The sequence below is a fragment of the Neotabrizicola shimadae genome (genome assembly GCF_019623905.1).
Taxonomy (GTDB): domain Bacteria; phylum Pseudomonadota; class Alphaproteobacteria; order Rhodobacterales; family Rhodobacteraceae; genus Neotabrizicola; species Neotabrizicola shimadae.
This window is the reverse complement of record NZ_CP069370.1, coordinates 3,214,055-3,240,591: the sequence shown is the minus strand read 5'-3', so window position 1 is coordinate 3,240,591 and position 26,537 is coordinate 3,214,055. Positions and strand designations below refer to the sequence as shown.

27 protein-coding genes are annotated in these 26,537 nt (G+C 64.8%); 6 read left to right on the top strand and 21 right to left on the bottom strand.

What is annotated here, in order from left to right:
• Window positions 1–5: 5 nt before the first annotated feature.
• From JO391_RS15775 to JO391_RS15755, 5 genes are all read right to left on the bottom strand, one after another.
• Window positions 6–716 (bottom strand): YjbF family lipoprotein, encoded by a 711-nt coding sequence (locus JO391_RS15775; RefSeq protein WP_220661399.1) that lies wholly within the window; start codon window positions 714–716, stop codon window positions 6–8.
• Complete coding sequence (locus JO391_RS15770; protein ID WP_220661398.1) at window positions 695–2,794, bottom strand: YjbH domain-containing protein; 2,100 nt, start codon at window positions 2,792–2,794, stop codon at window positions 695–697. The genes JO391_RS15775 and JO391_RS15770 overlap by 22 nt, the downstream gene beginning before the upstream one ends.
• 98 nt (window positions 2,795–2,892) lie before the next feature.
• Window positions 2,893–4,770: a polysaccharide biosynthesis protein gene (locus JO391_RS15765; RefSeq protein WP_259444914.1), complete on the bottom strand. Its 1,878-nt coding sequence runs from the start codon at window positions 4,768–4,770 to the stop codon at window positions 2,893–2,895.
• A gap of 164 nt (window positions 4,771–4,934) precedes the next feature.
• Window positions 4,935–5,564, bottom strand: a complete 630-nt coding sequence (locus JO391_RS15760; protein WP_220661396.1) for a sugar transferase — start codon at window positions 5,562–5,564, stop codon at window positions 4,935–4,937.
• Entirely contained in the window at window positions 5,561–6,397 is an 837-nt protein-coding gene (locus JO391_RS15755; RefSeq protein ID WP_220661395.1) for an NAD-dependent epimerase/dehydratase family protein, read from the bottom strand. Before JO391_RS15755 ends, JO391_RS15760 begins: the two co-directional genes overlap by 4 nt.
• Window positions 6,398–6,531: 134 nt before the next feature.
• Between JO391_RS15755 and JO391_RS15750 the strand changes: the two genes are divergently transcribed.
• Window positions 6,532–7,641 (top strand): polysaccharide biosynthesis/export family protein, encoded by a 1,110-nt coding sequence (locus JO391_RS15750; protein WP_220661394.1) that lies wholly within the window; start codon window positions 6,532–6,534, stop codon window positions 7,639–7,641.
• Window positions 7,642–7,658: 17 nt separating this feature from the next.
• On the opposite strand, the gene JO391_RS15745 is transcribed toward JO391_RS15750, so the two are convergent.
• Genes JO391_RS15745 through JO391_RS15730 form a run of 4 tightly spaced genes read right to left on the bottom strand, consistent with a single transcriptional unit; the run spans window position 7,659 to window position 9,998 of the window.
• On the bottom strand, window positions 7,659–8,123 hold the full coding sequence (locus tag JO391_RS15745) for a MarR family winged helix-turn-helix transcriptional regulator (RefSeq protein ID WP_220661393.1): 465 nt from the start codon (window positions 8,121–8,123) through the stop codon (window positions 7,659–7,661).
• A complete protein-coding gene (locus JO391_RS15740; RefSeq protein ID WP_220661392.1) occupies window positions 8,120–8,950 on the bottom strand; it encodes a carbon-nitrogen hydrolase family protein in 831 nt (276 codons plus the stop codon). Before JO391_RS15740 ends, JO391_RS15745 begins: the two co-directional genes overlap by 4 nt.
• Before the next feature lie 5 nt (window positions 8,951–8,955).
• Window positions 8,956–9,213, bottom strand: coding sequence for a glutaredoxin 3 (gene grxC / locus JO391_RS15735; RefSeq protein ID WP_220661391.1), 258 nt, complete (start codon window positions 9,211–9,213; stop codon window positions 8,956–8,958).
• Window positions 9,214–9,248: 35 nt separating this feature from the next.
• Window positions 9,249–9,998, bottom strand: coding sequence for a double zinc ribbon domain-containing protein (locus JO391_RS15730; RefSeq protein ID WP_259444723.1), 750 nt, complete (start codon window positions 9,996–9,998; stop codon window positions 9,249–9,251).
• On the opposite strand from JO391_RS15730, the gene JO391_RS15725 reads away from it, so the two are divergent.
• Both JO391_RS15725 and hemH read left to right on the top strand, forming a co-directional pair.
• Window positions 9,997–10,824 carry a methyltransferase domain-containing protein gene (locus JO391_RS15725; RefSeq protein WP_220661390.1) on the top strand — a complete coding sequence of 276 codons (828 nt, stop codon included), beginning with the start codon at window positions 9,997–9,999 and terminating at the stop codon, window positions 10,822–10,824. The two genes, JO391_RS15730 and JO391_RS15725, sit on opposite strands and share 2 nt — an antisense overlap.
• A 56-nt stretch (window positions 10,825–10,880) precedes the next feature.
• The gene (gene hemH, locus JO391_RS15720) at window positions 10,881–11,975 is read left to right on the top strand and encodes a ferrochelatase (RefSeq protein WP_220661389.1); all 1,095 of its coding nucleotides are present in this window, start codon (window positions 10,881–10,883) and stop codon (window positions 11,973–11,975) included.
• Between the two features lie 110 nt (window positions 11,976–12,085).
• Here hemH and JO391_RS15715 read toward each other — a convergent pair whose 3' ends face one another.
• Both JO391_RS15715 and JO391_RS15710 read right to left on the bottom strand, forming a co-directional pair.
• Window positions 12,086–12,268 carry a hypothetical protein gene (locus JO391_RS15715; protein ID WP_220661388.1) on the bottom strand — a complete coding sequence of 61 codons (183 nt, stop codon included), beginning with the start codon at window positions 12,266–12,268 and terminating at the stop codon, window positions 12,086–12,088.
• A gap of 149 nt (window positions 12,269–12,417) precedes the next feature.
• Window positions 12,418–13,011 carry a L,D-transpeptidase gene (locus tag JO391_RS15710; protein WP_220661387.1) on the bottom strand — a complete coding sequence of 198 codons (594 nt, stop codon included), beginning with the start codon at window positions 13,009–13,011 and terminating at the stop codon, window positions 12,418–12,420.
• Window positions 13,012–13,208: 197 nt separating this feature from the next.
• On the opposite strand from JO391_RS15710, the gene dalA reads away from it, so the two are divergent.
• Window positions 13,209–13,718 carry a divisome-associated lipoprotein DalA gene (gene dalA / locus JO391_RS15705; protein ID WP_220664589.1) on the top strand — a complete coding sequence of 170 codons (510 nt, stop codon included), beginning with the start codon at window positions 13,209–13,211 and terminating at the stop codon, window positions 13,716–13,718.
• Window positions 13,719–13,737: 19 nt separating this feature from the next.
• Here dalA and JO391_RS15700 read toward each other — a convergent pair whose 3' ends face one another.
• The 7 genes from JO391_RS15700 to hslO form a co-directional block, all read right to left on the bottom strand.
• Complete coding sequence (locus JO391_RS15700; protein WP_220661386.1) at window positions 13,738–14,235, bottom strand: L,D-transpeptidase family protein; 498 nt, start codon at window positions 14,233–14,235, stop codon at window positions 13,738–13,740.
• A 104-nt stretch (window positions 14,236–14,339) separates the two neighbouring features.
• Window positions 14,340–15,566: a class I SAM-dependent RNA methyltransferase gene (locus JO391_RS15695; RefSeq protein WP_220661385.1), complete on the bottom strand. Its 1,227-nt coding sequence runs from the start codon at window positions 15,564–15,566 to the stop codon at window positions 14,340–14,342.
• Entirely contained in the window at window positions 15,563–17,422 is a 1,860-nt protein-coding gene (locus JO391_RS15690) for an ABC transporter ATP-binding protein (protein ID WP_220661384.1), read from the bottom strand. The genes JO391_RS15695 and JO391_RS15690 overlap by 4 nt, the downstream gene beginning before the upstream one ends.
• Entirely contained in the window at window positions 17,419–19,266 is a 1,848-nt protein-coding gene (locus JO391_RS15685; protein ID WP_220661383.1) for an ABC transporter ATP-binding protein, read from the bottom strand. The genes JO391_RS15690 and JO391_RS15685 overlap by 4 nt, the downstream gene beginning before the upstream one ends.
• Before the next feature lie 195 nt (window positions 19,267–19,461).
• Window positions 19,462–20,604 (bottom strand): CCA tRNA nucleotidyltransferase, encoded by a 1,143-nt coding sequence (locus JO391_RS15680; protein ID WP_220661382.1) that lies wholly within the window; start codon window positions 20,602–20,604, stop codon window positions 19,462–19,464.
• Window positions 20,601–21,197: a CoA pyrophosphatase gene (locus JO391_RS15675; RefSeq protein ID WP_220661381.1), complete on the bottom strand. Its 597-nt coding sequence runs from the start codon at window positions 21,195–21,197 to the stop codon at window positions 20,601–20,603. The genes JO391_RS15680 and JO391_RS15675 overlap by 4 nt, the downstream gene beginning before the upstream one ends.
• Window positions 21,187–22,200 carry an Hsp33 family molecular chaperone HslO gene (hslO, locus tag JO391_RS15670; protein WP_220661380.1) on the bottom strand — a complete coding sequence of 338 codons (1,014 nt, stop codon included), beginning with the start codon at window positions 22,198–22,200 and terminating at the stop codon, window positions 21,187–21,189. Before hslO ends, JO391_RS15675 begins: the two co-directional genes overlap by 11 nt.
• A gap of 75 nt (window positions 22,201–22,275) precedes the next feature.
• Between hslO and JO391_RS15665 the strand changes: the two genes are divergently transcribed.
• Window positions 22,276–22,713 carry an NUDIX hydrolase gene (locus JO391_RS15665; protein ID WP_220661379.1) on the top strand — a complete coding sequence of 146 codons (438 nt, stop codon included), beginning with the start codon at window positions 22,276–22,278 and terminating at the stop codon, window positions 22,711–22,713.
• Between the two features lie 17 nt (window positions 22,714–22,730).
• On the opposite strand, the gene JO391_RS15660 is transcribed toward JO391_RS15665, so the two are convergent.
• On the bottom strand, window positions 22,731–23,996 hold the full coding sequence (locus JO391_RS15660) for a PP2C family protein-serine/threonine phosphatase (protein ID WP_259444913.1): 1,266 nt from the start codon (window positions 23,994–23,996) through the stop codon (window positions 22,731–22,733).
• Window positions 23,997–24,168: 172 nt separating this feature from the next.
• Here JO391_RS15660 and JO391_RS15655 point away from each other — a divergent pair, with 172 nt between their 5' ends.
• Complete coding sequence (locus JO391_RS15655) at window positions 24,169–24,480, top strand: Hpt domain-containing protein (RefSeq protein ID WP_220661378.1); 312 nt, start codon at window positions 24,169–24,171, stop codon at window positions 24,478–24,480.
• A 2-nt stretch (window positions 24,481–24,482) separates the two neighbouring features.
• On the opposite strand, the gene JO391_RS15650 is transcribed toward JO391_RS15655, so the two are convergent.
• Together JO391_RS15650 and JO391_RS15645 are read right to left on the bottom strand one after the other, a co-directional pair.
• Window positions 24,483–25,088 carry a CDP-alcohol phosphatidyltransferase family protein gene (locus JO391_RS15650; protein WP_220661377.1) on the bottom strand — a complete coding sequence of 202 codons (606 nt, stop codon included), beginning with the start codon at window positions 25,086–25,088 and terminating at the stop codon, window positions 24,483–24,485.
• Window positions 25,085–26,512, bottom strand: coding sequence for a dihydrolipoyl dehydrogenase family protein (locus JO391_RS15645; RefSeq protein WP_220661376.1), 1,428 nt, complete (start codon window positions 26,510–26,512; stop codon window positions 25,085–25,087). Before JO391_RS15645 ends, JO391_RS15650 begins: the two co-directional genes overlap by 4 nt.
• Between the last annotated feature and the right edge of the window lie 25 nt (window positions 26,513–26,537).

Below are 26,537 nucleotides of genomic sequence, written 5' to 3'. Positions count from 1 at the left end.
GTGGATCATTGCGGCGATATTCGCTCGACGGTGACATAGCCGATCTGTTCGTTGAACCACTGGCGCGATTTCCAGACGGTGCGTCCTTGCACCCAATAGTCGTTCACGAAGTTCTCGTTCGGACTTGTGCAGGTCTGGCGTAGGTGGCGTGTCGGATAGGACAGCTCTGCAACGGTCACATTTTCCGGCCCGAGGTCGCTGATCTGACAGGTGAATTCGGTCTTCACGGTCGCATTCGTTCCGTCAAATGCGCTGTTGACGCGCTTGCCTGGCCCCGGACCCTCGCGCCCTTCAAGCACGGCGATCATGCGCGGGTCGTCCACGGCAACAAGATCCGCGCCAACGCCCTTCGAGCCAATGATGAGGCCCGAGCGGAACTGCAGGGTCACATTGTCCGGCGTGCGCCAGATCGAATAGGGCGCGCGGTCCTGCGAGATGAAAAGAACTGCCGCAAGCCCATAGTTCGGAATTTGCGCGCGCAGCACAGTCTCCCCCAGGCTGTTCAACTGAGAGCGGCTCAAGTTCATGACGGCAACCGACGGATCGCCGTTCCGATTGAGCGCAGCCTTGCCCTGGGCGATCAGCAGCTCTTGCAGCACAAGGCCTGGCGAGGTCACATCCTGTCCAACAGAGCAGCCCAAGAGCACCAACGGAAACCCGAACAGGCCGAGGGTGCGGCGCAACAGCTTCGCAATCACCGCCAGAACCTCCCCCATTGAATCTCGTAGTTGGCGGCGTTGTCGTTTCGAACGATCGAGTACAGGCGGTTGCGCAGGTTCAGAGGCTGGCCACCATCGCGTTGCACCGGGCGGATCGTGCTGCCGTAGACCGTCTGGCTGGGCCGACCGGTGAACCAGGTGAGGGGAATCTGAAGCATGATGCCCTTATCGAACGAGCCTTCGCCGAAATCCTCAAACGAGACATTGGTCAAGGTGAAGAAGGCCCCGACCGAGAAGCCGTCCGCAAAATACCTGCTAAGTGAAATGGTCGCGCCACGGTCACCGGCGAGGTACTGGCCGACGTTGACCTGCCCAAGATAGCCATTGCCGAAATTGTAGTAGGCCGAAGCGAAGCCGGTGGCGACGCTGTAGTCTTGCAGCCCGAAGGCCATGTCGAAATCACGCTGGCCAACATAGGCGACTTCAAAGCTGAGCGCGAGTGGGCTTTCCACCGGGCGCCAGAGGATTTCGCCCGCGATGCCTGCGTACATGTCTTCCAGATAGCCCGCTTGCACCTTGCCCCAGAGGTCCTTGCCGGGCCGGAAATACTGTGCCAGCGCCAGATACTCGAGTTTCAGGTCGCCGCTTTCATACAGTGGCCAGTCCGTCCTGACATGCGGCAGCACCGAGTTTGAAACGCGCGTCACTTCGTCCAGTGTTCCTGCAATCGGCTGTCGGATCGACCCCTCCAGCACAAGGCCGCGGGCGATTTCGACATCCGCCTCCGCCCGAAGGCCGATTTCCCAGCGGTAAGGCGCGTCCGGGTCGAAATAGCTGACACGGGTATAGGGCTCGATGCCCGCGAAGAAGTTCGGATACAGGCCAGGGATCGGCGGTGCGGGCGGCAGGTTGCCTGCATCGGCCATCTCGGTTCTAGCCCAAAGGGCCTGACCGGGCTGGGCCGAAAATTCCAGAGCTTCCAGGTCAGATCGGCGGACCGTGACCTGCGAGGTCGGTTGCCCCCAGATCACCGGTACGATGTGGAAGGTTTCGACCGAAGGGGGGAGTGCCGCACTCATCGCCCTCGCCACTCGGCCGATTCCGTTGGGGGCAGAGTCGAACCGCTCGTCCTGGTAGCGTATCGTGGCGGAATTGGGCTGGAGACTGACGGATTCGAGCATGAGCCCGTCCTGCTGCAGCATGGTCTTGAGGTCTGCCTGGATCTGATCCTTCTGCGCCTGGTCAGACAACCAGTTCGTCGGCCATGGGCCGCGACTGCGTGGCTCCAGGTTGCGCGGAGCTTCGAAGGTCAACGGCGTCAGCGGGCGCGCGGGCGTAAGTGCGATGGTCAGATTCACGCCGACCTCGTTGCCATACATGTAGTAGGCACCGGCCCTGATGCGTTCCGTCAACTGGTATTCGATGCCGAAGTTGAATGGCGAGTTGCGCTCGAAGACATCGCGCTGTTCGGTTTCAAGCGTGTAGGCGTCGGAGGAATACTCGACCTTGAATCCCAGCCGGTCCGAAGGGCGCCATTCAATGCCGCCGAATGGCGCCATGGGGCCGCGGAACCACTGTCCGAAGTTGGGCTTTCCGCCCTCGCCGGTGTTCGGATCCGGCCGCGGTCCGAAGGGGTCACCGATCGAACCGTAAGAGGCAAGCCGTCCCCAGCCGAGGCCGGCCGTAACCTTGAAGCCAGGGAACAGCTCTTTGGTCGCCGCAAGATACTCGGCCGAATAAAGGCCGGTTCCCATCAGATCCTGAAGACCGACCGACACGGCCGGAATCCAGTTGGTTTCCTCAAGCAGCAGAAGCCGAAAGTCGAAGCTGCGGTCATAATAGGTGTCGAACCCGCCATAGTTGAGGTCGTTGATGCCAGAGTACCGGAAGGTGCCGGACATTCGGTCAGCGAATTGGAAGGTGATCCCGGTACGCCAAATTCCGGCAAAACCGGCAGCACCGACGGCAAGTGTGGTGTCTGGCAGAGCTTCGCCGGACGGCATGTCGATCAGGCCGGGGTTCAGGTAGAAGTTGAGCGTCGGCCCGCGCCCCACGCGTTCCTGCGCCGCCGCTGGCAGCAGGGCGGAAGAACATAGAAGGGCAGCTAGGGCTGCGGGTCGAAGGGCGAGGGGCATGTCCAATCCGATATGACCTGGGGCCAGTCAAGGTAGGGCACGAGAGATCTGCAAGCCCTTCGGGCCGCGCGAGCCCACATTTTCGACGGTCGCGACATCTATGCGTTGGAGCGCAGGGCCTCTGGAGCCACAGCAGGTTGATAGCCTTCCACGCAATCGGTGATTACGCGACGCACTCCGTCGCTGTCTCCCGTTGCCACAGCAGTGCGCAACGCGCGCAGCGCACCCGCCACGCGAAGCTCGGGCAAACCAGCTTCTCTGGCCCTCATGATCTTGGGATGCGGCGTGGTCAGGAAACCCTCGCCGATAAGGAGTTCCTCGTGGAGCTTCTCGCCCGGACGAAGTCCTATCACTTCGATGTCGATGTCTCCATCCGGATTGTCCGGACTGCGGACCGAATAGCCCGCGGCCTCGATCATCTGGACTGCGAGGTCACGGATGCGCGTAGGTTTGCCCATATCCAGCACGAAGACATCACCACCACGCATTCCATCTGCGTCCGCAAACGACCCCGCCAGCAGCACCAGCCGTACGGCTTCGGAAATCGTCATGAAATAGCGTGTCACGTCTTCGTGCGTCAGGGTCACCGGCCCCCCCTGGGCGATCTGCTCCTTGAACAGCGGGATCACAGAGCCAGAGGACCCAAGCACGTTCCCGAACCGCACAATCGAGAAAAGGCAGATCTTGGATCTGCGGGCAAGGTCCTGAACAACGTGTTCGGCCAGGCGCTTCGAGGCGCCCATGACATTGGTCGGCCGAACGGCCTTGTCGGTCGAGATCAGGATGAAGCGTTCCGCACCACATTCCTCGGCCGCGTCAGCCAGAACGCGGGTCCCCAGAACGTTGTTCGAAACACCCGCGATCGGGTTTGCCTCGACAATCGGCACGTGCTTGTAGGCTGCTGCGTGCAGGATGACCTGAACGCCGTTGTCGACGATCGCGGAGCGCGCCATGCGCGCATCGGTGACAGTCCCAAGCACGGGAACGATCTCGACGCCTGTCCCCGAAGCCAGCCCCTGTAGCTCACGATCGATGTTATAAAGTCCGATCTCGCTGACTTCGAACAGGACGATCCGGCTTGGGCGGTGAAGGATCAACTGCCGGCAAAGTTCGCTGCCGACAGAGCCGCCTGCGCCAGAGACAAGAATGGACTTGCCGGTATAGGCTTCTGCGCCAAGGGGAAGCGCCTTGTCCATCTGCCGCCGGCCAAGAAACTTGTCGGGCGCGACCTTGGTAAGGGAGTCGATCAGGGTCTCTGAACCGACGAGCTGTGCGAACGAAGGCACCATCATCACGTCCAGACCACGCGCCTGAAGGCCGCGCGCTATCTTTCCGAGCTTGGGCGTGGAGACCGAGGGCATGGCGAGAAGCACTCGGTCAATCTGCCGGTCCTGAACCAACGAGTCGATCCGGTGTGCTGGGTACACACGCAACCCCGCCACCGTTGTCCCGTGAAGCGCGACGTTGTCATCAACGAAGGCAACCGCAGAAACACGCTCGTGCGATCGCAGCGCGGCAGCAAGCTGCATGCCCGTCGTGCCCGCCCCATAGATCAGGACCCGCGTCCGTTCGGTTCCAAGCCGCAGAACCCAAAGCAGCAGGTTCAGCAGCGCGAAACGTGAGCCGACGGCAAGCAGGAAGAAGACCAGCCCGAAGAGGAAGACACCCGCAACGGGAAACCACAGCCCAAGCAGCGAACGCGAGAGCGCCACCGTTCCCGTGACAATCGCGGCGACTGCACCTGTTCGCAGGATGGCCGTCGATTCATAGGCTTTCAACTGGATCCGATGAACGCCAAGCGCCAGGCAGGCGAGCGCGGCGACCGGCGGCAGGAGGCAGAGGATCACGAACAGGCTGTCGAACAATGCTTTTGGCACGACGGAACCAAACACGATCGCGCAGGTCAGATAGAAGGCCAAAGGGGCAAGGACGACGTCGATCATAAGCAGCGAGAACTGCTTCTGCCGACGTGACATGACATCTACAAAGGCGAAGAGTTGGCTTCGGAACCGCAGCACTCCAGAACCTTCTTGCTTGGCGCGCCACATGCGGCACAGCGGAATGGACTATGCAAACGCTACCCACTATGGCGCCACAATAGGGCGATGTGTGCAGTGCAGCAAGCGCAGTGGCGCCGTCTTCAGCGCCGATTGGCAAAAATACGGCGCAGAAATGTTCGAGTTGCTGTTTCGATGATCAAAGCCGCATCGAAACACAGGGATTGATGCCGCTGATAGATCAAATCCAAGGCTGCCTTGCGCGGAACGCAGCGCCTTGCGTAGACGGCGTCGGTTTCTGCCGCAGTGCGGCATTCGGCGATCAGCCGCTCTTCGTGAGCATGATAGCGTAGTGTTGCCAGGCCCGTGATGCCAGGCCGGCTGCGCAGGACATTCCTGTAGATCTCAGGAAATCTCTCAACATAGGAACGCAGCGGTGGTCTCGGGCCGACGAAGCTCATGTCGCCGCGAAGCACGTTCCACAGTTGCGGAACCTCGTCCATCCGTGTGCGGCGCAGGAACCGGCCGGTAGCGGTTATCCGCGATGCCTTGTCACCACCCGATACACCCGAATCGTCAGGGTCGAACGTCATCGTTCGCAACTTCCACAGGCGGAAGGGGCGGTCCGGCGCTGACATCCGCTCGGACACATAGAAGACCGGCCGCCCCTCCCGGATGAGAAGTATGACGACCAGCACCGTGAACGGAATAGCCAGAATCAGCGCAAGGAACGTGCCAAGGACCAGATCGAACAAGCGCTTCTGTATCGTCATGGTCGCCAGCTTGGCAGCGAATCGCGCTCGGCCACAAGTCCCGCGGCAGACGCCAGTGGCAGGTCTGGCATGAGGGCGCGAAGCCGGTCAGTTGCCAGTTCGACCTTGGGAATGACGGCCGGGTTTTCAGGGCCCCAGTCGAAGGGACGGTCAGCGGCGCGCAGGAGGGCGGCCATGCTCACGATCGGGGACTGTGCCACATTCAGGGTGCGCGGAAGCACCCCTCCTGTCGCAGCTACGCCGGCCAACCGGGCAACCACCCGGGCGAGTGTCCTTGGACCAATGTAGGATCGCGACGGCCCTTCCGTTCCGTCAGGAACCGGGTCCAGGATCAGCCGCGGGGCGTTGTTGCCCAAAACGGCGTCCGCGCCAGCAACATTGCCGATCCTGAGGCATGTTGTCCGCGGCTGTCCGGCGAAAACGTTCTCGGCTGCCAGCTTCATGCGTCCGTAGGCCGACGCCGGGTCGGGCTTTTCCGCTTCTTCATGTGGCGCGTCGCCCCGCCCATAGACGGCCGCGGTCGAGGCAACAAAGACATGCCGCGCCTCCGAACGAAGGGCCAGGTCGCGCACAGCCACCGCCAGCGCCACGTGGTCTGACATCTCGCGCCCTGGGGCTACAGTTCCCGCCAGGTGCAGAATGATACACCCCGATGGCAAAGTCGGCACCCGACCCTCCAGATCGCAAGTGATCTCATCTGGCGCCTTGATGCTCTGGCGCGTCAGCCAAAGCGGCGCAAGTTCTCTTGGCTGGTCGCCCGACCAGACTAGTCGAAACAGTTGCCCCAAGCGCCCTGTGGAACCAGTTACGGCGATTACCTGCTTATGTGGCATCTTCTGCCTCCCGCCGCTTGCCCCTCGGTCACGCCGCCGCGCAGCGGAGGTTGACCCGACACCGCGGGTCAGTATGGTGCCGCGATGCGTCGTGTCCACCCGTTGGGGGCGGGCGAGCTGCCGGAGACGCCCAATTGATTCGACTGAGACCGCCTGTTCTGGCGATGGTTTGTGCTTCCCTGACGCTTGCGGGGTGCGACCTTCCGCAGGGCGCGGGCCGTGAGGATCAGATCCTCGCAGGAGCCAACGATCCCGACGCAACCTTCGCCGTCGAGCCTGTGACCCGGGCTAGCCTCGCGACGATTTCACGCTGGCCCTTGTCCGGCAATGGAACTGCGTCGGGCTGGATCGGCCATAGTCGCGGGCCATCCGGTCAGATCATCCAGCCCGGAGATCATCTCAACGTAACCATCTGGGATAACGAAGAAAGCTCGTTGCTCAAGCCGCCGGGGCAGAAGGCGGTGCCGCTCACGGGCCTGATCGTGTCGCAATCCGGTACGATCTTCTTGCCCTATATTTCGGAAGTCTACGTTTCGAAGATGTCGCCGGAAGAGGCCCGGCAAGTGATCCAGGACAAGCTCGTGGCCATTGCCCCGTCGGTTCAGGTGCAACTCGAACAGAGCTCTGGCAAGCAGAACTCGATCGACATCGTCAGCGGTGTTGCAAGCCCGGGTCACTACCCGCTCCTTGACCGCAATACGACGGTGCTCAGCGTGCTTTCGGCGGCCGGTGGTGTCAGTCCATCGCTGGAAAACCCGCAAGTTCGACTTATCCGCGATGGCCGGTTGTACGGCATATCTCTTGACCAACTGATGAACAGCCCCTCCCAGGACACGACGCTCAGGGGCGGCGACAAGCTGTTCGTCGAACCAGATGACCGTCACTTCGTTGCTCTCGGAGCCAGCGGAACCGAGTCACGTGTGCGATTCCCTTCCGAACGGGTGACTGCGCTCGAAGCGATGGCGTTGACCGGCGGCATGGATGCGGTGCGCGCCAATCCTGCGGCCATCTTCATTCTCCGCAACTACAGCGCCAAAGCCGTGCGGACTGACGGTTCCGGGCCACCAAAACAAGGCGTGGTTTTCACCTTCGATCTTACCAACGCAGACGGTCTGTTCGCTGCGGGGCAATTCCTGCTGCAGGACGGCGATGCCGTCGTGGTCAGCGAAAGCCCGGTCACCGCGGCAAGGACGATCACGGCGCTGTTGGCGGGCCTCCTCGCGGTGAATGCAGCGGTGCAATAGCGGAATTCGCCCCGGCATCAGCCGGGGTCTTCCTCCAGTCGCCGGCGAAGTTCCCGCAGGACGGGCAGAACGGCGCGCACACGATCAGCGCCAAGAGCCTGCACCACATCGGCGATCAGAGGGGCAACCGACTGCACGGCCGCGTCTCGCGCTGCGCGGCCGGCTGGGCTGATCGCCACGAACTTCTGGCGTGCATCGTCCCAGTCCGGTCGGATGTGCACATGACCTGCCCATTCCAGGCGGGCCAGCGTGTTCGTCATGGCGCCGCGAGTCACATGAAATGCTCGCGCCAATTGCGCCGGCGTGCGCTCTTCGCCCAACCGTGCCAGGTGGTTCAGCACGCCGAAATGCGACAGTTCCATACCCTTGGGCAAGGCGCGCGTTACGCGGTTGCGCGCCAACTGATCTGCCATGAACAACTCGCCGAACAGGGCCACGGCGATGTCTTCCGTACGGTCAGATGATGTTGGCAGGTCGCTCATGGTCCGGCGAAGCCTCGATCATGCAACAAGGATGGCACGCGGCCCCGTGCGTCAGCGACCCGGGCGAGATCAACTTCGACCAATGTCACACCCGGCACGGTTCCACCATCGGCGAGGATCTCTCCCCAAGGCGCAACCGCCAACGAGTGGCCGTGCGTGCGCCGTCCGGTTCCCTCACGTTCCGCGTGGAATCCGGTCTGTGCCGGGGCCAGAACGAAGCAGCCGGTCTCGATCGCGCGTGCGCGCAGAAGCACCTCCCAGTGCGCTGCGCCGGTGATGTGGTTGAACGCTGCCGGCACTGTCAGGATTCCGGCGCCCGCCTTGGCGAGGCTGCGGTACAGATGGGGAAAGCGCAGGTCATAACAGACCGTCATGCCGACCGTACCGAACGGTGTATCGGTCACAACCGCGCGGCCACCGGGCCGAAAGGCCGCAGATTCGCGATAGACCTCGGTTTCCGATACATTCACGTCGAACATGTGGATCTTGTCGTATCGAGCAGCGATCTCACCGCCCGGTGACACAAGTATTGACCGGTTGGCAAAGCGGCCATCAGGCTCATCTGACAGAACCCGCACTGAGCCGACCAAGAGCCATATTCCCGCTCTCGCCGCCTCGTTGCGCAGGGCGGCCAGGGTCGGGTCATCCGCTTCCGCAAAGGTTTGTTCGCGCTGGCGAGCGCGGTTGGCGGAAAGACCGTTCGTGCATTCGGGCGTCAGCACGAAGTCGGCGCCCTCGGCTGCTGCCCGCTGCACAAACCTCAGCGTTGCGGGCAGGTCCGAGGCCGGATCGTCGGTCACCGTAAGCTGGACGAGCCCCGCGCGCATGGCTGTCAAGCTGCCAGCAGGGGATCGAGCTGTCCCGCCGCGTCCAGGGCAAAGAGATCGTCGCATCCGCCGACATGGGTGTCGCCGATGAAGATTTGCGGCACCGTCCGTCGCCCGCCGGAGCGTGCCACCATGGCTGCGCGCAGGTCCGGATTGCCGCTAACGTCGATTTCGGTGAAGGCCACCCCCTTGCGTGTCAAGAGACCCTTGGCGGCGTGGCAATAGCCGCACAGCGGCGTGGTATAGATCTCGACCGGTTTCATCGTCTTCCTCGAACAGCCGACACGACTGTAACGATCTAGGCGTCCTTCGCAACGCGCGCCAGCACAACGACGGATACCCGGCTTGCACCGGCTGCAACGCAGGCCTCGGCAGCCGCCGCCAGAGTCGCCCCCGATGTCATGACGTCATCGACCAGAAGCACAGGCCGATCCTTGACCCGTCCGACATGTCGCGGATGCAGCGTCAAGGCTCCGGACAGGTTGGCGAAACGTTCGTCGCGCGTCCGTCCCTCCTGGCTTGGCGTGGCGCGCCGGCGCTTCAGAAGATCCGGGCAGTGCTCCATCCCGGCCAGCCGCGCCACTCCCTTCGACAACAAGGCCGACTGATTGTAGCGCCTCACCGCCAGCCGCCACCAGTGCAGCGGTACCGGGGCGACAAGTGTTCCGGGCGACAGCAGGGGCGTCGCGACCTTCGTCATCCAGACGGCGGCCGGGCGGGCAAGATCAAGCCGGTCACCATGCTTCAGCGACAGGACAAGCTGGCGCGCATTGTCCTTGTAGAGCAGTGCCGCTCTTCCCTGGTTCCACGGCCGCGCGATCGTCAGACAGTCATCGCAGTGAACCACGGCACCAGGGTCTTCGCCGGGCAGAGGGGTGCCGCAGAGATCACAGACCAGGCCGCTGACAAAAGGGGTCTGGCGCCAGCAGGGCCCGCACAGTCCGAAGTCGGTTGTGACAGGAGCCCCGCAGGAAATGCATTGCGGGGGATAGATGACGTGCAGCGCCGCTTGCATCGCCCGCGTCGTTGCCGTCATGGTGCCGCTCATGCAAGGCCTTCCTCAGATCACCGACCGGGCCGCTCTGGCCCGAAACCGCGCCCGCGCGACCGAGTTCTTCCTGCAGGAAGAGGTCCGCGCCGAAGTTCATGAAAGGCTTGCAGAGGTTAACAGGCGGTTTACCGCGCCCGCGGTGGTCACGCCCTTTCCGACCCTGTGGCTCGATGAACTGCCGGGGGCCGTGATCTCGGACGACAATGAGGTCCTCCCGCTGCAACCGAAGGCACATGACCTCGTGGTTCACGCACTGGCGCTGCATTGGGCCAACGATCCGGTGGGCCAACTGGTCCAGGCCAGGAACGCGCTGCGGCCGGACGGCCTGTTTCTCGGATTCCTGTTCGGCGGCCAGACGCTGCACGAACTGCGCGCCGTCCTTGCGCAGGCGGAGGCAGAGGTCACGGGTGGCCTGTCACCGCGCGTGTTGCCCATGGGCGAGATCCGCGATCTTGGTGCTTTGGTGCAGCGCGCCGGGTTGGCGCTGCCCGTGGCGGATAGTGTCACGCGCCGGGTCACCTATCGCGACACTCTGCACCTCATGCGCGACCTTCGCGCCATGGGCGAGGGCAACGCGCTGACCGCACGCTTGCGCCACCCGACGCGCCGCGCCGTCATCGTGCGGGCAGCGGAACTTTATGCCGCTGTCTACGGCCTGCCTGACGGTCGGATCCCGGCCACGTTCGAGATCATCGCGCTTGCAGGCTGGGCCCCTGATGCCAGCCAGCAAAAGCCGTTGCGTCCCGGTTCCGCTGCCCAAAAGCTGGCCGATGCGCTCGGTAGCGCGGAATTCCGCGTGCCGCGTGGCGACGGGACCGGTTGACCCCGCCGTTCACGCGATTAAGTGCGCTCCAGTGACAGGAAAACGGAAAGACGGACATGCTGGATCTGGGAATCGCAGGGCGCACGGCGCCAGAGAATGAAGATCCGTCGCGCGGCCGACTGGCCCACGCCCCTGCCAATCACCCTGCGGTCAAGCCGGCCCGCGTCGGGGTTCTTCTTGCCAACCTGGGAACCCCTGACGCCACCGATTACTGGTCGATGCGGCGCTATCTGAACGAGTTTCTGTCCGACCGCCGGGTGATCGATTACCCGGCATGGAAGTGGCAGCCTCTGCTGCAGCTGATCATCCTGTCCAAACGGCCGTTCACCAGCGGCGCGAACTATCGCAAGATCTGGAATGCCGAACGCAACGAAAGCCCGTTGATGACCATCACGCGCGACCAGACTGCGCGCATCGCCGAGTCACTGCTGGCGCGACACGGCGACAAGGTGATGGTCGATTTCTGCATGCGTTACGGCAATCCCTCGACCGCCTCGAAGGTCCATGCGATGGTCGAAGCCGGCTGTGAGAAGATCCTCTTCTTCCCGCTTTACCCGCAATACGCTGGGGCCACGACTGCCACGGCCAACGACCAGTTCTTCCGTGCGCTGATGGCCGAGAAACGCCAGCCCGCAACTCGCACGGTGCCCGAGTACTTCGACCATCCGGCCTATATCGAGGCGCTGGCCCAGTCGGTCGAGCGCGCCTATGCAACGATGGACGAGAAACCGGACGTTCTGGTGTGCAGCTATCACGGGATGCCGCGCCGCTATCTGATGGAGGGCGACCCCTACCACTGCCAGTGCGCCAAAACGACACGGCTACTGCGCGAACGGCTGGGCTGGGAGCGCGACCACATCGACATGAGCTTCCAGTCGGTCTTCGGTCGCGAGGAATGGTTGCGCCCTTACACGGTCGAACACGTCGCTGACTTGGCCAGGAAGGGCAAGAAGCGCATCGCGGTGATCGCCCCGGCCTTCTCGGCCGACTGCATCGAGACTCTCGAAGAGATCGACGGGGAAATCCGCGAATCCTTCGAACACGCCGGGGGAGAGAGCTTCACCTACATCCCATGCCTGAACGACGATGCCGCGCATGTCGCGGCTCTGGTCACAGTGATCGAGGAAAATCTTGCAGGCTGGGTGGCCTGATCAGGCCGGCTCAGTCTGACCAGCCAATCGGTCGCGAAGCAAAGGCCGGAAAATGGAAAAGACGGCGACAAATGCCGCCGTCTTGTCCGAATTGCCTGAACGGCCGATGATTACTGAGCCGAAGCGGCAGCAGCGATCAGGACGATCAGCAGGACCGGAACCAGCCAGCCGCCGTTCGACGAAGAGGTCTGTTCGACCACGACTTCCGGTTCGACAACCGGTTCGGCCATGCCGCCGGCGAAAGCCGACGAAGCAGCGACCGTCAGGGCGGCAGCGAGCGCGAGTTTCTTCATGTTAACCTCCAGTTATTGCATACCGCCGGTTTTTTCGCAGAGGCGACGGCATACACCCAAGACTGTACCTCGTGGCACCTTCTTACACAGCTTGAACCGAGGATTGCAACGCGGGTCATGCACTTCCGCTGCGCTCGGTTCGCTTGTCGTCAAATTAGCAACACCTGTGTGCCCACATTGGCGTAACCGAACAATTCCTGGATGTGCTCGTTGTAAAGCCCGATGCAGCCGTTCGACGACTGGCGCCCAATCTTGCGGGTGTCGTGGGTTCCGTGGATGCGATAGGCCGGCCAGGACAGGTACAGCGCGCGCGTCCCAAGCGGGTTCGTCGGGTCGCCGCCGGGCACGAAATCCGGCCAGTCAGGGTTGCGTTCCTTCATCGAGGCCGTCGGCCGCCATGGCGGGTTCTCGACCTTCTGGATGACTTCGGTGTTGCCCCGGCGAGTCAGATCCTCGGTCAGCGGCACCGAGGTCGGATAGAGCCGGTAGATCGTCTGGTCTTCCGACCAGTAATGCAGCGTGCGCGACGTGATATCGACCAGGATCACTCCGTTGGTCGTGTTGGCGAAATAGTCCTGCCAGTTCAGCGTGCGAAAGCTCGATATGTTGTTGCGCACGCCCGCACCAGCCGGTGGGGTAAACACCGTCGAGTTGTCCTGCGCCCAGACGGGAAGCGCTGCCGTTCCCGCCGCAAGGGCTGCGCCGCCCAGAAGCTGGCGCCGGTTCAGCTTGAGCCGATCCATTTTGCTGTCTCCGCTTCGTGAAGTATCGTGATCCTGCCTCGGAAAGGCTGTACTCCGCTCGCCTGCGCGCTTCAAATCAAACCCGCGTCACTCGGCAAGTTCATGCAGAGTGCATTTGAAGTGGCACGGACCATTGGATAAACAGCCGGCTGACGCGACAAGGATGGCCAACAGGCCGGGGAAGGAATGACGTGCAGATCGACAGACGCAACCTTCTGAGCCTGGGCGGCCTTGCCGTCCTGGCGGCCTGCTCGACCAGTCAACCCGCTGTCGGGCCGGACGGCCTGCCGCTTCCGACGGTCTACAACATCACCGAAAAGGAGAAGGCCGCGATCCCGTATCGTGTGCTCGATTCGGTCAATGCCCTGCGATCGGCCAAGGGCGCGCCGGCGCTGGTGCTGAATGCCTCGCTCAATGCGGCAGCTGCGACGCACTCTCGCGACATGTCGGTGCAGAACCGCCCTTGGCACTTCGGGTCCGACGGCTCTTCCCCCATCGTCCGGGCGCAGCGAGCGGGCTACACCGGCACCGTTCTGGGCGAACTGATCTCGGAAACCTACGAGACCGAGGTCGAGACCCTTTCGGCCTGGATGAAGCAGCCCGACACGCGCGACATCCTCATGGATCCCCGCGCGACGCAGATGGGATTTGCCTGGTTTCAGGAACCGGGCGGCAAGCTCTGGTGGACATTGCTCACGGGCACCTGAGCCCGCCAGGCCTTCGGCCTCATGGGAAGATGACGATCGGCGTACCCGGCTTCACCATCGCATAAATCTCGCGCATTTCCTTGTTCGAAACGGCGATGCAACCGGCGGTCCAGTCCTCGGCCCGCCGTTTGTCCCTGTTCGTGCCGTGAATCATGATGTCGCCACCGGCACGTTTTCCGTTGGCTTCGGCAAAGGCGATGTCCTCGGCGCTTGGATAGGAAACGCCAAGCGACAGGTAATAGCGAGAGTTCGGGTTCCGGTGGCTGATGTGATAGGTGCCCTCTGGCGTCTTCATGTCGCCTTCGAACTGCTTCGGCCCGATCGGGTTGCCGCCAAGCTCGATGTCATAGGATTCAAGAACTTCGCCGTTGTGAAGCAGGTACATCCGGCGATCTGCCTTGTACACCTGCACCTGGGTCACGGCCGGGCCATCGTACTTCTGGAACTTGTTCGGTGCGCAGGATGCCAGCCCGACGGCCAAGGCCATAACAAGGAAGATTCGTGCAATGAATGCCATGATGCGTCGTGCCTGATCAGTCTGCTCTTTGTTTTGCAGAATGGCCTAAAGGAAAAGGCCCGTTTCCGCCAGCAGGGCACGGCATCACACAGACGTGAGCCGCTTCAGCGCGACAGTCGCGCCACAAGTTCCACATGTGATGACCAGCGGAACTGATCCACAACCTGAACCCAGTCGATCCGCCAGCCCGCCTCGACCAGGACCTTCGCGTCGCGGGCAAAGGTCACGGGGTTGCACGACACAAAAGCCATAACCGGCACCTTGCTCTCCGCCAGACGGGCCACCTGCGCCTCGGCCCCCGCGCGGGGCGGGTCGATCACAACCGCCTCGATCCCCTTGAACTCGTCCGGCTCCAGCGGGCGCCGGAACAGGTCGCGGGTTTCTCCCTGAAGACGCTTCAGCCCTTCGGCTCCGCGCCAGCCCTTCTCCATCGCCTGCACCATGGCCGCCTCGCCCTCGACGGCATGGACCTCGGCACGTTCTGCCAGTGGCAATGCAAAGGTGCCGCAACCGGCGAACAGGTCAACGATACGCCGTGCCCCACCCACCGCCTCTGTCACGGCTGCCAGCAGGCCCGCCTCGCCCTCGATCGTGGCTTGCAGGAAAGCTCCCGGCGGCGGCGTCACCAGCGCACGGCCGAATCGCTGGTTCGGTTGGGCACGGATCGCAACCACCTCGCCATTCCACGTCACACGCGAAAGCCCATGCGTCTCGGCCAACCGCGCAAGGTCCAGCGACAGCCCGTCCTCGTCCGGCTTGCCTCCTGTCACGGCCACATCCGGGCCACCCAGGGTCCGTGTCACGGTCAGCGCCAACTCGGCGCTGCGCGATCCCCCAAGGCGAGTCATTGCGTCCAATGCAGGAAATGCGGCGACCAGGTCGGGGTGCAGAAGCTGGCAGTTCGGCACTGCCACCAAAAGGTCCGAGGCGCGCGCATGAAACCCAAGCAGAGCGCCCCCCTTTGTCTTGCGCCCCGTCAACGTCGCCCGTCGCCGCGACCGGGGCGGCGAGGTCACGATGGGCCGCAGCGGGGCCTCCAGTCCCTGTCCGGCCAGCGCGCCGCGGACGATGCCCTGCTTCCAGTCGGCCACGAAAGCGTCGGAGGCATGTTGCATCAGGCAACCACCGCAGGTCCGCGCATGGGGGCAGGGGGGGCGGATCCGGTCGGGCGAGGGAGTGACGATGCGAACATCGGTCAGCCGGTCACCCTGCAACGCGCCTTCGACCACCTCGCCCGGCAGGACCTGGGGCACAAAGACCGGACCGTCCGGCCCCATCGCAACCCCGTCGCCCAGATGGCCGACGCGGTCGATGCTCAGGCGAAGCGTCATTCTGCGGCGTCCTGCTCGGTCTCGTCGTCCACGCCGATGAAGCCGCCCGACTGCCGGTTCCAGTAGCGCGCATACAGCCCGCCCTTGGCCAGCAACTGTGCGTGGCTGCCCTGTTCCACGATCCTGCCCTGGTCCATCACCACAATGCGATCCATCTCGGCGATGGTCGACAGCCGGTGCGCGATGGCCAGCACCGTCTTGCCCTGCATCACGCGGTGCAAAGCCGCCTGGATGCTTGCCTCGACCTCGCTGTCCAGCGCCGAGGTCGCCTCGTCCAGCACAAGGATCGGTGCATCTTTCAGGAAAGCCCGCGCCAACGCGATGCGCTGCCGTTGCCCTCCCGAAAGTTTCACCCCGCGCTCACCCAGATAGGCGTCATAGGCCTTGCGCCCCTGGTGATCGACCATGTGCTCGATGAACTCATGTGCCTCTGCGGCCTTCGCCGCGGCGATGATCTGCTCCTCACTGGCCGCAGGGTTTCCATAGGCGATATTGTCCCGCGCCGAGCGGTTGAACATCGCCGTTTCCTGCGTGACCATGCCGATCTGCCGGCGCAGGCTTTCCTGCGTGACGCCGCGCACATCCTGCCCGTCGATCAGCACCCGGCCGCTTTCGGTGTCATAAAGCCGCAGCATCAGCGCCACCAGCGAGGATTTGCCCGCCCCGGAGGCGCCGACGATGCCGATCTTCTCGCCCGGACGGATTGTCAGGTCGATCTCGGCCACCCCTCCGCGTTGGCGGCCGTAGGCAAAGCTCGCGTGGTCGAAACGGACCTCGCCCTTCACCGGCGGCAGTTCCCGCGCATCCGGCGCATCGGCCAGGGTATGCGGCCGCGCCAGCGTCTTCATTGCATCCTCGACCTCTCCCACGCTGGTATAGATCGACATCAGCGTAAAGCTCACCCAGCCCGACATCTGCGCGATCCGCATGGCGATGGCGCCCGAGGCCGCGATGGCCCCCGCCGTCGTCTCGCCCGCGGCCCACAACAGTACGGCGCCACCGATCAGGATCACCGGCAGCACGCCGGCCAGCGTCATCAGCGACAGGCGGAACCAGGTCGAGATCACGCCGAATTCCAGCGACTTCTCGCGGAACACCTCCATCGCCTCGATGGCCACCCGGTCCTCGAACGCGGCGTGGGCGAACAGCTTCACGGTCTTGATGTTGGTGATGGTGTCCACGACCTGACCCGACACCATCGCGCGCGATGAGGCGCGGGCCGCCGAGTTCACCCGCACGCGCGGCATGAAGAACCGGATCAGCAGGATATAGACCACCAGCCACACCGCCAGTGCGACCGCCACCCAGATGTCGATCGCCAGCAGGAACACCACCGAGCCGATGACCGAGGCCAGCGCGAAGCAGACGGTGTTGATGACTTCGGTCGCCGTGTCGGTCACGGCCCGCGCCGCCTGCATCTGTTTTTGCGAGATGCGCCCGGCGAAGTCGTTGTCGAAGAAGGTCACCGCCTGGCCCAGGGTCCAGCGGTGCAGCCGGCTCAGCACCAGCGGCATGACGTTCGGCCCGACGATGATCGCGTTTGAGGCCGAGGTCAGGCCAAAGACCAAAGGCCGCACGAGCAGGTAGAACACCAGGAAGCCCGCGATCAGCCCGACATGGCCGCCGAAAAAGTCCGACGGCCCGCTGTTCACCGTCGCATCGATGACCCATCCCAGAATCAGGGCCGACACGACCTCTGTCGCCCCGGCCACCGAAGAGAGGATCCCGGCCACCACCAGCATCGGCCAGGATCCCTGAAGGCACCACTTGAAGAACGCGCCCAGGGTCTGGGGCGGCGGGCCGTCCGCCGGCCGGAACGCGTCGATCAGGTCGCCCAGGCGGGCACGCACGGTCATTCGGCCGCCTCGTCATCCAGCCCGATGAAGCCGCCAGACTGCCGCGCCCAGAACCGGGCGTAAAGCCCGCCCCTGTTCAGAAGTTCGGCATGAGAGCCTTCCTCGGCGACATGCCCGTTCTCCAGAACGACGATCCGGTCCATCGCCGCTATGGTCGACAGCCGGTGCGCGATGGCGATCACGGTCTTGCCCTCCATCACGCCGAACAGCGCCTCCTGGATCGCCGCTTCCGCCTCGCTGTCCAGCGCACTTGTCGCCTCGTCCAGGATCAGGATCGGCGCGTCCTTCAGGATCACCCGCGCCAGCGCCACGCGCTGCCGCTGGCCGCCCGAAAGCTTCACGCCCCGCTCGCCCACCTGCGCGTCATACCCCGTCCGGCCCTGCGGGTCCTGCAGGGTCAGGATGAAGTCATGCGCGTCGGCCCGCTTAGCGGCGGCAATCATCTCGGCCTCGGTCGCTCCGGGTCGGCCGTACAGGATGTTCTCCCGCACCGACCTGTGCAGCAAAGACGAATCCTGCTGCACCATGCCGATGGCCCGGCGCAGGCTTTCCTGCGTCACTCCGGATATGTCCTGCCCGTCGATGCGGATCGCCCCGCCCTCGGTGTCGTAGAACCGAAGAAGCAGCTTCACCAGCGTGGACTTGCCCGCCCCCGACCGTCCGACAATGCCGATGCGCTCGCCCGGCCGGATGGTCAGCGACACCGAATCCAGCCCGCCGAAGCCCCGTCCGTAATGGTGCGACACATGGTCGATCTCGACCTTGCCCGAAGACAAAGTCAGCGGTTTGGCGCCGGGCCTGTCCACCAGGCCGATGGGTTGGGTGATGGTTTCCATCCCTTCCTGCACCACGCCCAGTTGCTGCACCAGCGACGTGAAGGCCCACATGATCCAATAGGTCATGTTGTTCAGCCGCAGCACCAGCGCCGAAGCCGCCGCCACGGTGCCGATGCTGGCCGCCCCCACGCCCCAAAGATACAGCGCCCATCCCGTGACCGACACGATCAGCGCGGCGTTCAGCAGGTTCAGCCCCAGGTCCATGGCGGTGATGATCCGCATTTCGGTCATCTGGGTGGAGCGGGCCTTCTCGATCGCCTCCTTGGCATAGTCCAGCTCTTCCGCCTGGTGGGCGAAGAGCTTCACCGAATGGATGTTGGTATAGGCGTCTACCACCCGCCCCGTGACCATCGACCGTGCATCCGAAGCCGCCTGAGCCGCAGGCCCCGCCCGATTCACCGTCCACCGCACCAGCGCCATGTACAGCGCGAACCAAACGATCAGCGGCAGCACGAGCCGAGTGTCGGCATCTGCCAGCATGATCCCGGCCCCGACAACGGTGACCGAGGCGAAGGCCATCGCATCGAAGATCTGGAACACCGCATCCGCAGCGGCCGGCGGGGTCTGCATGATCCGGTTGGCGATCCGGCCCGCGAAATCGCTTTCAAACCAACCGACCGGCTGGCGCAGCACATGGGCATGGCTCCGCCAGCGGATCATGGTCGAAAAGTTCGGGATGATGGTGTTGTGCAGCAGCGCGACGTTGGTCACCTGGATCAGCGGCCGCACCAGCAGGATCAACAGGGCCACGACGATGACCTCGGTGCCCTTTTCCGCCCAGAACTCTGCCGGCCCAAGGTTGGCCAGATCATCGACCAGCCGGCCCACGTACCAGATCAGCGCCACCTCGGTGAAGGCGGTCAGGACAGAGAACACCCCCGTGACGGCAAAAACAGGCCGGAATGGCCGCACGAAGTCGCGCAGATAGGGCCACAGCCGCCGCGGCGGCGCATCGGTCCGCTCATAGGGGCCATAGGGATCGACAAGGGTTTCGAAGAAAGAAAACATTTCGGGGGCTCCCGGAAGGCAACGAACATGGACTTCTTTGGTGGCGCTGACCAGGCCACCCGAATGGGGATCGGACCTGTCAGATCAGGTGTCGGATCAACCCATTCTCCATGCCGCACACTCCATGCTCGGGATGCCGTCGTTTAACGCAGCCCGTGGCGCTTGTCACGCCGAAACCTGCACGTCACTGGCACCTTACCGCAACAACTCGTCCTTGCCCGCGCAAAGGCCACCCGCCAGCCAGCGTGCCTCCAATGCCTTCAACCGGGCTCCCAGGTCCTTTCCGGTCAAGGGCGCAAGGTCCGCCGCCGTGATCGGGAACCGTGCCGCCGCCCCGCGCGCAACCTCGTCCAGCGCATCCAGCCCGACCGGCGTGCCCATCACGGCCGCCCGCGCCAGCACGGCATCCGCGCCCCGCTCCGCTCCCAGGCACCAACCCAGCACGGCCGCCGATTCGGTGCTGCCGATGGCCCGGCGCAGGGCATCCAGATCACGCGCCTCAGCCCGCGAAAGCCGCAACCGGCCCTCGGCATCTTCTCCCCCAAGAACCGCCAGCCGCCGCAACCAGTCCTGGCGGTGCCCGCCCTCCAGATGCACCAAAGGCGCCAGCGCCCCGGTCTCTGCGCCCGGCAGCACCCGCGCCAGAACACCCGCCTGCGCCATCGCGGCCAGCGCCGGCGCCGGGTCGCTGGCCGCCAGCAGCTTGCGCATTTCGGCCCCGATCCTCTCGCGCGAAAGTTGACCAAGCCCCTCGGCCAGCGCCGCGCAGGCGGCCAGCCCCTCGGCGTCAAGCCCAAGCTCCGGGTCGCCCACCACCGCCGAAAACCGGAAGAACCGCAGGATGCGCAGGTAATCCTCGCGAATGCGGTCCTCGGGATCACCGATGAACCGCACATGCCGCGCCAGGGCATCCCGAAGGCCCGATCCAAGCGGGTCGATCACCGCACCGGCCGCGTCCGCGTACAGCGCGTTCATCGTGAAGTCGCGTCGCGCCGCGTCATCTGCCACCTCGGTCGAAAAGGCCACCACCGCATGGCGGCCAAAGGTCTCAACGTCGCGCCGGAAAGTCGTCACCTCATGCGGCTTATGCGCCGCGATCACCGTCACGGTGCCATGGTCGATCCCCGTGGGTACGGCTTTCAGGCCCGCTGCCCGGACCGCCTCCACCACGCGCTCGGGTGTCAGGTCGGTCGCAATGTCGATGTCGCCCACACGCCGGTCCAGCACCGCATCACGTACGCAGCCCCCGACGAACAGCGCCCGCCCGCCCGCCCCCTCCAGCGCCTGCATCACTGCCACCGTGCCGGGATGCGTCAGCCAGTCGCCGGACAGCCTCATGCCGCCACCCGGTCGGCCAGGCCGCGCAGGATGCGGGCAGTCGCGCCCCAGATGTAGTAGGGCCCCCATGGAACGGCATAGTAGGACCGCCAAACCCCCTGCCAGCGCCGCCGCTCGATGCGGAACCGCGCCGGATCGGTCAGATGGGACAGAGGCACCTCGAACACCTCTGCCACCTCGTCCTCTTGCGGAATCAGGTCATGCGCCTTCCGGATCAATCCCAGCACGGGCGTGACCGAAAACCCTGTCACCGTCTCGTGTGCCGGCAGACGACCGAGGATCTCCACCGCCGATGGCGGCAGGTCCACTTCCTCTCGCGCCTCCCGCAGGGCGGCATCCTCCGGCCCTGCATCGCCCGCATCGATCTTGCCGCCGGGAAAGGCCACCTGCCCCGGATGGTGCTTCAGATGCGAGGACCGCTTGGTCAGGATCACCCGCGCCCCAGGCCCATCCAGGCGCACGGCCACCAGAACGGCAGCGGGCCGCAGCTTGCGGCCCGGCGGCAGGGCAAGATCCGGGTTCAGGTCATAGTCGGAAGATGGCCGCGCCGGGCGCGCCAGCGCGCGGCGCAGGGCCACTTCTTCAGGCGTCATGCTTCGCCGCAGCGGCCAGCGCGTCCGTCCCTTCGAAGCCAAGCGACTTCGGATCCAGCTCGTAATGCGCGCCGCAGAACTGGCAGTCTGCCGTGACGATCCCTTCGTCGGTGGTCATCTTGGCGATGTCCTTCTGCGAATAGATCGACATCGTCTGACGCACCTTGTCGGCCGAGCAGGAACAGCCAAACCGCACCGGCTGGGCGTCGAACACCCGCGGCTCTTCCTCATGGAACAGCCGAACGAGCAGATCCGTCGGCGTGACCGAAGGGCCGATGAGCTCCAGTTCCTCCACCGTGTCCAGCAGGATCGAGGCGCGGTTCCAGTTCTCGGCCGGATCGCCCGACAGGATGTCGGAATGGGTCAGAAGCCCACCCTCTCCGGAACCGCCTTCGGCTGCGACGCCCATACCCACTTGCGGCATGTGCTGCAGCATCACGCCTCCCGCGCGCCAGTGTTCGGTGCGGCTGGGTTCCAGGCTCTTGCCGAAGGTCACGGCAAAACGGGTGGGCAGCTGTTCGGACTGCGCGAAATAGGTTTCGGCACAGGCCGACAACGACCCGCCGGCAATCGGGGTGAAGCCCTGGTACGGCAGCATCCCCTCGCCCTGGTCCAGCATCACGGCGAAATAGCCCTCGCCGATCAGGCTGAACGGGTCGGCCGAAGGGTCCAGCCGCTCTTCGTCGAAACTGGCGTAGGCGCGGATGCGCGCCGGGGCGCCATCCTCGGTCGGGCCATAATAGTCGGTCGCGATCAGCCGCGCCGGGCCCTTGCCGCGAATCTGGATGCTCAGCTTCCAGCGCAGCTTGATGGCCTGCCCCATAAGCGCCGTCAGCAGAGCCGCTTCGGCGACCAGCGCCTCGATGGGCGCGGGATAGGCATGTTGTTTCAGAACCTGGTCAAGCACGCCATCCAGCCGCGCAACCCGGCCGCGGATGTCCGAACGGTCAAGCTGAAAGGGCAGGACGGTATCGTCCCAGGCGATTTGGGGTCCAATGGTCATGGGGTTTCCTTGGGAAGCCAGTACTGGCATACCGCGCCTATATAGGTACGGCAACCTCGGCACCAAGGGCAGAGAATGATCCGGCGGTTCGGCGAGACGGTGAAGGCAGGACAACGCTACCGGCGGCGCCCCGGCGTCTATGCGGTGCTTCTGGATGGCGATGCGGTGCTGACGACCTTCCAGGAAGCCCCGATCCCCGAATTCCAGCTGCCCGGCGGCGGCATCGACCGGGGCGAACAGCCCATCGCCGCCCTGCACCGCGAGGTCTTCGAGGAAACCGGCTGGAAGATCGACATCACCCGCCGGCTCGGCGCCTTCCGGCGCTTCACCTACATGCCCGAATATGACCTCTGGGCCGAAAAACTCTGCACCATCTACCTCGCCCGCCCCGTCCTGCGGCTCGGCCCGCCCACCGAGGCCGGACACGAGGCGGTGTGGATGTCCGCCGCCGAGGCTCTGGTGCAGCTGACAAACTCTGGCGACCGCGCCATGCTTGCCCGTGCGCTGACCTGATCCACCCGGCACGAACGTCAGGGCAGTCCGGCAAAATCCAGGATCGCGGCGGAAATGTCGTCGGCTGGCGTGTCGGCCCCGGTCAGGCTGAACAGGTCCCAGACCAGCGCCTCCAGCAGGGCAGGGCTCGGCAGGTGCGCCGATTGGCGGATCAATGTCGTCAGCCCTTCGGTCCCCAGTTCGGCTCCGCCAGGGAAGGGATATTCAGTCAGCCCGTCCGAAGCGAGAATCAGGCGGTCCCCCGGCGAAAGCCGCGCCTGCACCCGCGTATAGATCACCTCCGGCAACAGCCCGATGGGCAAGCCGCCCTCACCCAGGGCCTCGACCGTTCCATCCGTTCGCAGGATCACCGGGTGCGGATGGCCCGCCTGCACCAGCTGTACATCGCCGGTCTTCAGGTCCACCTCGGCATAGGCCATGGTGAAGTACAGATCGACCCGCATCTCCTCCAGCATGATCCGGTTCAGCCGGCCCGCCAGAATCTCCGGCGGCCACGACGTGTAATGCCCGGTCCCCAACCGGCTCAGTGCACCCTTCTGGCCAGGGGCATGGCCTGAAAGCATCCCGGCCAGCTGCGCGCTCAGCATGGCCGAGGCGATGCCATGCCCCGAAACGTCGATGCTGTAGATCGCAACCAGCTTGGGGCGGATCTCGAACCAGCCGACCAGATCGCCACCCACATGGCCCGACGGCCGCATCAGCAAGGACGCCGCCCCGCCCGGAAACGAGCAGTATCGGTCCCGCACCAGCGCTTGCTGCAGCTTCTTCGCCTCGATCAGGTCGCGGTTCAGCGATTCGTGCACCACCTGCAACTCGGTCAGCGTGTCCACCACCAGCCGGTTCTTTTCCACCAGTTCGCGCTGCATCCCGATGATCCGCGTCGCCGACCGCAGCCGCGCGCGCAATTCGTCGGCGCTGACCGGCTTGGTCAGGAAATCATCCGCCCCGGCATCCAGCCCCACGGCGATCTCTGCCTTCTCTGATTTCGACGTCAGCAGGATGAAGTAGCCATAGCCATCCCGTGGCAGGCCACGGAAGGCACGGCAGAATTCCGGCCCCGTCAGCCCCGGCATCACCCAGTCGCTGATCACGATGTCAAAGGCCGTGCGGCGGCACAGCTCCATCGCTTCGCTGCCCGACGCCGCCTCGACCACGTGAAAACCCCACCGGCCCAACGACATCGCCAGCACCATCCGCTGCGCGCGGCTGTCGTCGGCCACCAGCACCGTCAGGCCCTGCGCGGGCATGTCCAGCGCCAGGGACAGCGGTCTTGTCAAAGTCATGTTCACGGCACAGGCTCCCGCGGTTTTCACCGTCTTGCCGTCCGTCCCTTAATGCGGCGTGAAGCACTGCATTTTCACCATTCGCCTTCCACGCCGCCACGGCTTGTTAAGCCTGTTCGGTCAATCTCGGACCGTGTGTGGAACAGGGGGCCGCCTGAGCGCGGCGATGGGCATGATCGACTGGCTCAGGATGGCGGAACTGCGCGACGAAATCGGGCAAGACGGCTTCGATGAAGTCGTCGATGTCTTTCTTGAAGAGGCCGGGGAGGTTGTCATCCGCCTCGACCGCGGCCCCACGCTGGAGGATTTGCACTTCCTCAAGGGCAGTGCGCTGAACCTGGGCTTCGTCGCCGTCGCCCAGCTTTGCCAGGAGGGCGAGCGTCTGCTCGCTGCCGGCGGCCGGCCTGATCCGCAACCCATTGCCGCCGCCTTCCGCGCAGCGCGCGAGGCTGTGCTGACCGCACGCGCCGCAAGGGCCGCCTGACCTCAGCCGAACACGTGCCAACCCCGCCACCACCGCAAGAGCGTGGTCACCGCGCAGGCCCCGGCGAAGGCCAGCGCCAGCACTGGAAACGCTCCGGGCCACAGGCACATGGCCACAAAGACGGCGATGGTCTCGGCCCCTTCGGTCAGCCCGCCCAGATAATGAATACCCTTGGCCGGATAGTCCGCAGCCTTCAGCCCGCGCCGCTCGGCCAGAACCGAAAAGGCCAGGAAGGACGATCCCGTCCCCACGAAAGACGCGATCAGCACGGCCGCCGGCAGCGCATTCTCTGCCGGATCGGCCAGCGCAAAGCCCAGGGGAAACAGCGCGTAGAAGACGAAGTCCAGCGCGATGTCCAGAAAGGCGCCCCGGTCCGTCGCCCCGGCGAGCCGTGCAACCTCGCCGTCCAGCCCATCGGCAAGCCGGTTGACAAGCAGCAGCGCCAATCCGGCCCAGAAGGCCCCTGCCGCCACCGCCGCCACCGCCAGCAGCCCAAGCACGAACCCCACCAAAGTCAGTGCATCCGCCGTGACGCCCGCCGATTGAAGCCGCCGCGCCACCGGCGCCAGAATTCGCCGCTGCACCGGCAGAAGCCGAGCATCGATCATCCGCGCCTCCAGTCCTGGAACCGCCGCAAAAGCGCCAGCAGCCGCGGGTCCAGATGCGCCCGCCGCCAGATGCCAGCCGCGTATTTCGCGCTTTCAGCCATGGTCGGATAGGCATGGACGGTGCCCAGCACCTGCCCAAGCCGCAGCCCCGCCTTCATCGCCAGCGCCCATTCCGCGATCAACTCGCCCGCATGGGCACCCGCGACCGTCACCCCCAGGATGCGCCCGCCTTTCCCCGAGATCACCTTCACGAAGCCCCGCGCCGCGCCATCGGCAATCGCCCGGTCCAGGTCATCCAACCCGTACCGCGTCACCTCGAAAACACGACCCTGCGCCCGCGCCTCTGCCTCGCTCAGCCCGACACGGGCAATCTCGGGGTCCATGTAGGTGACAGCCGGCATCACCCGGTAATCCGCCTTCGTCTTCCAGACATCGCCGAACAGGCCATTCATCGCCGCAAACCAGCCCTGATGTGCCCCGGCATGGGTCAACTGGAACGGCCCGGCGGCATCGCCCGCCACCAGGATATGCGGGAACCGTGTGCGCAGGTAGCCATCGGTCTCGATCACACGGTCGGCGCGGATGCCCAGTTCCTCCAGCCCGAACCCCTTCACCCGTGCCCGCCGCCCGATGGCGGCCAGGACCAGATCGGCCTCCAGCCGCGCGCCATCCGAAAGCACAAGCGCACCGCCCACGGCCCCGGCCATCACGCCAAGCCGCACCGTGACGCCCTCGGCCTCCAGGACCCGCAGCGCCAGGTCCGACACCTCCGCATCCTCGCGCGGCAAAAGCCGCGGTCCGGCTTCCACCAGAACCACCCCGGCCCCCAACCTCCGCAGCGCCTGTGCCAGTTCGCAGCCGATCGGCCCGCCCCCCAGGATCACCATCCGCTCAGGTGGCTTCTCCCGCGCGGCCAGTGCGTCCCAGACGGTCTCCGACGTGAACACCTCCACACCGGCCAGATCGGGCCTCACCGGCTCGGCCCCGGTCGCCAGAACGATGGCCCGCGCCGTCAGCCGGCGCCCGTCCACATCCACCGTCCAGGGATCGACCAGCCGCGCCCGGCCACGGATCACCTCGACCCCGAGCCCCTCATACCGCTCCACACTGTCATGCGGCGCAATCTCGTCGATCACCGCCCGCACCCGCGCCATCACCGCGCGGAAATCCACCACCGGCTCCACCGGCACGATGCCGAACCGCGCCGCCCCGCGCATCTCCGCCGCCGCCTTCGCCGCCCGGATCAACGCCTTGGACGGAACGCAGCCGGTGTTCAGGCAATCCCCGCCCATCTCGCCGGCCTCCACCAGCGTCACCTTCGCCTGCGCCGCCGCCGCCACATAGGCGGTGACAAGCCCCGCCGATCCGCCGCCAATGACGATCAGGTTGCGGTCAAATCTCTTCGGGCGGGTCCAGCGGTCCATGGCCTCAACACAGGTTGCGCCGGCA